Source organism: Allocoleopsis sp., from assembly GCF_036703385.1.
Classification (GTDB): Bacteria; Cyanobacteriota; Cyanobacteriia; order Cyanobacteriales; family Coleofasciculaceae; genus Allocoleopsis.
In genome coordinates this window covers 1-6,374 of the sequence record NZ_DATNPA010000042.1, presented here as the reverse complement: position 1 = coordinate 6,374, position 6,374 = coordinate 1, and the positions used below count along the sequence as shown (strand labels likewise).

At 48.7% G+C, this 6,374-nt stretch carries 6 protein-coding genes and 1 pseudogene; 3 read left to right on the top strand and 4 right to left on the bottom strand.

Annotated features, from left to right (window positions below; genetic code table 11):
- Window positions 1–713: 713 nt before the first annotated feature.
- The 3 genes from ychF to V6C93_RS02240 form a co-directional block, all read right to left on the bottom strand.
- Window positions 714–1,805, bottom strand: coding sequence for a redox-regulated ATPase YchF (gene ychF / locus V6C93_RS02250; protein ID WP_333475015.1), 1,092 nt, complete (start codon window positions 1,803–1,805; stop codon window positions 714–716).
- A 58-nt stretch (window positions 1,806–1,863) separates the two neighbouring features.
- The gene (locus V6C93_RS02245; RefSeq protein WP_333475014.1) at window positions 1,864–2,133 is read right to left on the bottom strand and encodes a gamma-aminobutyric acid A receptor, epsilon-like protein; all 270 of its coding nucleotides are present in this window, start codon (window positions 2,131–2,133) and stop codon (window positions 1,864–1,866) included.
- Window positions 2,134–2,448: 315 nt separating this feature from the next.
- Window positions 2,449–2,814 carry a surface-adhesin E family protein gene (locus V6C93_RS02240; RefSeq protein WP_333475013.1) on the bottom strand — a complete coding sequence of 122 codons (366 nt, stop codon included), beginning with the start codon at window positions 2,812–2,814 and terminating at the stop codon, window positions 2,449–2,451.
- A 541-nt stretch (window positions 2,815–3,355) separates the two neighbouring features.
- On the opposite strand from V6C93_RS02240, the gene V6C93_RS02235 reads away from it, so the two are divergent.
- Window positions 3,356–5,242, top strand: coding sequence for a serine/threonine-protein kinase (locus tag V6C93_RS02235; protein WP_333475012.1), 1,887 nt, complete (start codon window positions 3,356–3,358; stop codon window positions 5,240–5,242).
- 78 nt (window positions 5,243–5,320) lie between these two features.
- Here the strand turns inward: V6C93_RS02235 and V6C93_RS38705 are convergent.
- Window positions 5,321–5,452, bottom strand: a pseudogene (locus V6C93_RS38705) (cobaltochelatase subunit CobN); the annotation flags it as partial.
- Window positions 5,453–5,578: 126 nt separating this feature from the next.
- Here V6C93_RS38705 and V6C93_RS02230 point away from each other — a divergent pair.
- Window positions 5,579–5,800: a hypothetical protein gene (locus tag V6C93_RS02230; protein WP_333475011.1), complete on the top strand. Its 222-nt coding sequence runs from the start codon at window positions 5,579–5,581 to the stop codon at window positions 5,798–5,800.
- A complete protein-coding gene (locus V6C93_RS02225) occupies window positions 5,788–6,180 on the top strand; it encodes a type II toxin-antitoxin system VapC family toxin (RefSeq protein ID WP_333475010.1) in 393 nt (130 codons plus the stop codon). The genes V6C93_RS02230 and V6C93_RS02225 overlap by 13 nt, the downstream gene beginning before the upstream one ends.
- Window positions 6,181–6,374: the final 194 nt, after the last annotated feature.

The following is a 6,374-nucleotide window of genomic DNA, read 5'->3' as shown; positions in this document are numbered from 1 at the left end:
GATAGTTACAAAAAACAAATGAAGGATATTTTTTAAAGCGTTCATGACCCTTTTATGCTTGTAACGATCGCTTCTCCTTCATTGAGTTAGAAGTGATCGAATTTCGTCACTCATAGCGAGCGCTTCCAAATCAATAGACCTGTTTTGAAAGTCTCCTTTCATCCTGGAGTGTGAGCGGTACGCTCATGAATGTCTCTTGTGAAAGTCAATTTTCGCCCCCCTAGCCCCCAATAAAAAAAGGCTTCGTCCTCTGTCCTCTCCCCTAAGAGGGGAGAACGAGAGGGGTGGGGGGAACCTGAATTCAACGTCTCCCAAAATTGGGGGATTTAGGGGACATCCCAGGATTTATACAAGAGGTCTAATCCACAAGATGCGATAGCTCTTACGGGATGCTTCACTGACACCGTCGAGCCATGAAAAGTGTGGAAGGCGATCGCTCTTTTCCATAAACTGAGACAATTATGCGATCTCGCTGACAATCACACACTAGGTAATCCCGCTACATACAGGCTATGCGATCGCCTGATTCAATGGGATGTCGAGGTGCGATCGCGCTACATACAGGCTATGTGAGCGCCAAATCAAATCCCTCTTCAATGGATTACAACAAACCGTTTGTAGGGGAACGATAATATCGTGCCCGAACCCCGCCGCATATATGAACTATCGCTCACTATGGCGTTAGCGGAATTCAATTAAACGGTGAATCTTTCCTAAACATTAAACCGGAACAACATCACATCCCCTTCCTGCACTACATACTCTTTGCCCTCACTGCGAACTAAACCTTTTTCCTTCGCCCCATTCATCGAACCCGTAGCAACAAGGTCATTGTAAGCAACGGTTTCAGCCCGAATAAATCCCCGCTCAAAATCCGTGTGAATTGCCCCCGCTGCTTGAGGTGCTTTCATTCCCGCCTGAATCGTCCAAGCGCGGGTTTCTTTGGGGCCAGTGGTTAAGAAAGTCCGCAAGCCCAAAAGCTCATAAGTCGCACGAATGAGGGATTTCAACCCACCTTCTTCAACCCCTAAAGACGCGAGAAAGTCTCCTCGTTCCTCTTCCGGTAACTCCACCAATTCAGACTCCACCTGAGCCGAAACCACTACAACTTGGGCGTTATCTGTCACAGCAACTTGCCGCACTTGCTCTACCCAGTCATTCCCACTCGCCAAGTCATCTTCAGACACATTAGCGGCATAAATCACCGGCTTAGCTGTCAGGAGTCCCAACACCTTTACCGACTCCGCTTCTTCCTCCGTTAAACTCACCTGCCTCGCTGGTTTGCCTTCATTCAACGCTGCACTCAACTTTTCCAAAGCACCCAGTTCAATCTGAGCATCTTTGTTGGTACGAGCCTGTTTTCGGGTACGATCAATTCGGCGATCGACCTGCGCTAAATCGGATAAAGCCAACTCCAGATTAATAACCTCAATATCTCGCACCGGGTCAACGGAACCCGAGACATGGATAATGTCATCGTCATCAAAGCAGCGCACCACATGGACAATCGCATCCACTTCCCGGATATTGGCTAAGAATTGGTTCCCCAACCCTTCGCCTTGACTGGCACCCTTGACTAAACCCGCAATATCGACAAACTCCACACGAGTCGGCACGATTTGCTCCGAGGCAGAAATTTTGGCCAGAACTTGCAGCCGCTCATCCGGCACTGCCACGACGCCGACATTCGGCTCAATCGTGCAAAAGGGGAAGTTAGCAGCATCCGCCTTGGCATTGGCAACCAAGGCATTAAACAAAGTGGATTTGCCCACGTTAGGCAGTCCAACAATTCCGGCTCTTAGCATGACAGTTTGATTAGGAGTTAGATCAGGGATTTAGATGAAGACTAAACCATCTTAAATTTTATTGGACTCCAGGAATGGTTTGGGGAATCGTTCCAGGTACAGTTTGAGGAATGGGAGACGGCACGATTTCCGGTACAGGTTGGGGTACCGCAGGCTGGGGAATGGGTGCAGGTACAGGCTCTGGTACAGGCCCCGGAACGGTTTGAGGAATGGTGCCCGGTACAGGTTCGGGTACAGGCGCTGGTTCTGGTGTCGGTTCAGGATTGGGCGAGGGTAAGGGCGCTGGTTCTGGTGTGGGAATTTGTGGTTCTGGAGCGGGGTAAATCATAATCTTCAAATTCAAGGTCTCGATTCCACCAAGGTAGAGGGAAATCCTCAACCTCACATCACCCCAAATGGCTACGCCTAAGCAATTTAAAATTCAAAATTCAAAATTTGAAATGGAAAAACCCAATGCGGGTAAGCATCCCAGCTGTTGACTCTAGGCTTGCTTAAATGCGCGGCAGCTTATGAGGTTGTCAAGGCTTAAGTCAGGCGTTGTGTGAGTTCGTAGTTATGATTTAGTGCTAAAGCGCAACTACCAACCCATCAAAATTACGCCTTGCGATCGCATCCTGCAAATCTTTGGTAAGTCTTCTAAGCCTCACTTACACACAAACTTCCATAATTTTTCGCCTACTGTACCATCCCTAAAGAATTGCAGGGGTTCAGCTTCGCCAAATTCCTCACGGTTCACGAGTTCTCCCTGAGCATTGAAGCTAGCTTCCGCCTTTCGTCGCCACGCCCGCAGCGGACAGCTCATCGAGACAAATGTCTTTTCTGCTACTATCCCCTTTTCATCCGGTTTAGCTCGGACAGACATCCGCCAAAACAAATAAGTGACATTTTTATTCTGTTCTTCCACGGATTCTGTATCAATATAGTAATCTGTTCCCTGGTCATCGCGAGTGACTAAAGCCCAGTTTTCCGCAAGGGCAGGTAAGGCAGTTATGAAAGTGGCAATGAGCACGAGAAGGAGTATCCTAGGCATAGGTAGACTAACGAGAGAACTCTTCGCTCTAGAAAATGGCAGTAAACGGTGTAAACACTGCCATAATGCTACTAGGCTTACAGCTTAAAGAGAGCGGATAACTGCGCTTCATATCAGGGTTTCGTGAGGAGTTTGGCGCATAGAGTCTTAACCATCAGTAACATTCAAGGGCACAAATAGTCTAAAACCCCTGTCTATAGACAGGCAGGAGAATCAACGGCGATTATCCTCGCTTCTTGCCCCTAAATTCATGCGTGAGGCGTCTCTCTCCCTCTACTTCATAACTCTAAGGAGCCCCGAAAAGCTTATGAAGAATCATCAACGGCATTTAAAAGTTTTTACCTCAATTCCTCTGGTTGCCAGTACTTCTGAGTAGAGATGAACTGGCACCATCTTCATTGCGACTATGGAAAGAAATTTTTTTTCACAAAGCCAACCCTAAAAATTCCTCAGACCTAAAGCTAGAATCTGTAACGCTTAACTGGCTTGACGGTGAGGACTTCGAGTAGGCCAATTCAACATGAGCCAAGACATTCTACCAAAAAACCCCCAAAAACCCCTGGGTGGACGTTACAAAATCATTAGTCAGCTAGGAGCAGGGGGGTTTGGTCGAACCTTTCTGGCAGAAGATTTACATCTTCCAGGTCACCCTCAATGTGTGGTCAAACAGCTCAAGCCTCAGACGAGCGAACCTGAAACGCTGGCTATGGCGAGGCGTCTGTTCGACACGGAAGCAGAAGTCCTGTATCAACTCGGTAGTCATGAGCAGATTCCCCGCCTGCTGGCACACTTTGAAGACCATGAAGAGTTTTATCTGGCTCAGGAATTCATTGAAGGAGAGGCGCTAACCAAAGACCTAGCCAAGGGTAAGCCTTGGACGGAGTCTCAAGTACTTGATTTGTTGCAAGACATTTTACAGGTTCTGACGTTTGTCCACGAGCAACAAGTTATTCACCGTGACATTAAACCCCCCAATTTGATTCGCCGTCAGTGTGACGGCAAAATTGTGCTGATTGATTTTGGTGCGGTAAAGCTAGTCAGCAGTCAGGTTGTTAATCCTGAAACAGGGGAAACGAATTTAACCATTTCCATCGGAACGAAGGGCTATATGCCCAACGAACAATTAGCGGGAAATCCTCGCTTTAGCAGTGATGTCTATGCTGTCGGGATGCTGGGCATTCAGGCATTGAGTGGGGTTCACCCGAAGCGGATGGGGGAAGACCCCGAAACGGGCGAAATCGTTTGGCGTGAACATGCCCCCCATGTCAGACCAGAACTGGCTAGTATTCTGGATCAGATGGTACGTTATGATTTCCGCGATCGCTACCCAACCGCTGCTGATGCTTTGGCAGCACTGCAAACTCTACTCGATGCGCGTCAAGACTCTCTATCATTGACTTCGGGGTTGTCTGAAGCAAGGGACACGTCACCCGCTACAGCAGCGCAACCGTCTTTGACTGATCGAGCCTCGGCGGAGGAACCGACGGAGTTGGAGGTCAATCAAGGGGAAACTGACATTTGGGTGCCAACAGAAACTCCTGTTGAGTCTTCAGCGAGTAGTCAGGATACAACGGTATCTTTGTCTGAGATCGAACCCTCTGTGCCTGTTGTGGAAACAAGAGTCCCGATCCATACCACACTAGCGTTAATCCACAGGCAGTGGGCGAGACTCTGGCCTTGGCTGGCTGTCGTAACGGCTGTAGGTGTAACCTTCGTTGTTACCAAAACTGTACTTTCCCCCCAGTTTGCAGGTCGAGCTGTCAACCGTAGCGGTGCGCTGGCTGAACGTCCGACTCCGACGCCGACTAAACTGGCAATGCCCAAACCTCCTGAGCGCAAGCTGACGGCTGAAGAGCTCCACAAGGAAGGAGAGCGTCTTAAGAAAGCTGGACAGTACAAGGAAGCTCTAAAATTTTACGACCAAGCGATCGCGCTTAAGCCGAAGTTTGCCGAAGCCTATGGCGGTCGCTGCTACTGTCTGAACAAACTGGAGGAGTTTTCCGAGGCGATGGTAGCTTGTAATGATGCCCTTGACCTCAAGCCCAAATACCCAGAAGCCATGTGGGGCAAAGGCAATGCCTACCAGCACCAAAAGCGCCTAACTAAAGCCCTAGAACTCTTCGAGCAAGCCATCATACTCAAATCCAATTTTGCTGAAGCTTGGGTGAGCCGAGGTATGGTGCTCCAATCGTTAGATCGCTATAAGGAGGCGCTTTGGGCATCAGAACAAGCGATCGACCTCGATCGCAATTCTGCCGACGCTTGGAGTACTAAAGGAGAAGCCCTCTGGCAACTCGGACGTTGGGACGAAGCGATCGTTGCCGTAGATAAGGCACTCGAACTTCAACCCAACCACTCACGCGCCCTTAAACTGCGCCAACAGGCACGCAAAGATCTAGGGCATTAGAGCGCTGGTTCCGTTGCAGGATTTGACAAAAAGTGCAAGATATAGCACTACGCATTAAAGTTAGGACATTAGTTATTTGAGACTATCAAAGAACCGCTTTGAGAGTTCCCGCACTCCCTCATAGCCATGACTCAACATCCCCTCATACCACTTGGGATTGAGTAGCTTCGTCCGCGCATCCAAACGCACGGTTTCTGAGAGGGTAGCGATGAGCTAAAAGCCACGCTTCGCGATCACACATGGGGGAAGATAGACGCGATCACATCCACCGACACTACAAAGGCGATCGCTCTCTGTATATTGGACTTAGGGCAAGAGCATTACAAGAGAAAGTATATGTCTACTTATCATGAAGTACGTCGTCTAGCTGAAAATCTTACTCCTGATGAACAAATGCGGCTGATAGAAGACTTGTTCAGCTCAATTCGTCAACGACTTACGGTGACACCTAAGCCCAAACGTAGCATCCTGGAGTTGCGAGGGTTAGGGAAAGAAATCTGGAATGGCATTGATGCTCAAGAATATGTCAATCAGGAACGAGACTCATGGAATGGATAGCCCAGTTACAGGGGCAAGTAGTTGGTTTGGATAGTGCGCCGCTGATTTACTTTATAGAAGAAAATCCGGCTTACTTGGAGATGACTGACGCTTTCTTTGAGGCGATGGTGCGCGGGGAGTTAAGGGTTGTAACCTCGGTGATAACTTTGTTAGAAGTGCTAGTTTATCCTCTGCGACAAGGGAACAGTATACTAGCTCAACAATATCGTGACATTCTATCGGATGAAGAAGGTTTGACAACCATCGAAGTTTCTCCAGCTATTGCTGAAATCGCTGCACAGCTCCGGGCAACTTACAATTTGAGAACGCCTGATGCAATTCAAATGGCTACAGCAATTCGCCAAGGTGCTTCGTTTTTTTTGACTAATGATTCACGTTGACCTTCTTTACCTGGGTTGGAAGTGTTGGTGTTAGAGGAACTGAGGGCTTGATTTTAGGCAGGTGCGATCGCACGTTGGACAAGATACACGCGATCGCACCTTGGGAAAGAGAAACGCGCTCGCATACACCGACGCGGCAAAGGCGATCGCACCTTGGGGAAGATAGGCGCAATCGCGTACATAATGCGATAGGG